1 protein-coding gene is annotated in these 579 nt (G+C 44.6%); it reads left to right on the top strand.

Annotated features, from left to right (window positions below; translation table 11 throughout):
• Nucleotides 1-88: 88 nt before the first annotated feature.
• On the top strand, nt 89-550 hold the full coding sequence (locus ALO_RS11545; protein WP_004095985.1) for a DoxX family protein: 462 nt from the start codon (nt 89-91) through the stop codon (nt 548-550).
• Nucleotides 551-579: the final 29 nt, after the last annotated feature.

Here is a 579-nt window from a genome sequence, read left to right as displayed (position 1 = left end):
TGATATTACTTATCATTTGCAATTGATATTGTATCTTGATATAATGTTAATAGTTCTAAAGATTCATACTTCGTAGGGAGGATTTTCCATGATAAGGATATTTGAATTTCTAGGCAAGTACGTTGACTTCGGTCTGCTGGCATTTCGTATCGTTCTGGGCGGCATGTTCATGTGGCACGGATGGCCGAAAATTATCGGCGGCCCCGAAAGATGGGCAGGATTAGGCAAAACTATGGCTAACTTCGGCATTACTTTCTTCCCGGCTTTCTGGGGCTTTATGGCTGCTTTCAGTGAATTTTTCGGCGGCATTATGCTCCTCCTGGGCCTCTTCTATCGCGTCGGCGCTTTCCTTCTGTTCTTCACCATGTTCACTGCTTTTACCACTCAGATGATGACCGGCAAAGGCCTGTCCAAAGCCTCCCAGTCTTTTGAAAATGGCTTCAGCTTTTTCGCAGCGATCTTCGTTGGGCCCGGCAAGTACAGCATTGATCATTATCTTTTAAACAAGAAAAGCGAATCACAGTCGGATTCATCCTCTTTAATGTCATAATGCCATAAAAAAGAACGGGGCTTTCCCGC

The sequence above is a fragment of the Acetonema longum DSM 6540 genome (genome assembly GCF_000219125.1).
GTDB lineage: Bacteria > Bacillota > Negativicutes > Sporomusales > Acetonemataceae > Acetonema > Acetonema longum.
This window is presented reverse-complemented; position numbering and strand designations above follow the sequence as displayed.

Coding starts and splice junctions, on each gene's coding strand:
- ALO_RS11545 (WP_004095985.1), top strand. CDS start 89: ATGATAAGGATATTTGAATTTCTAGGCAAGTACGTTGACTTCGGTCTG.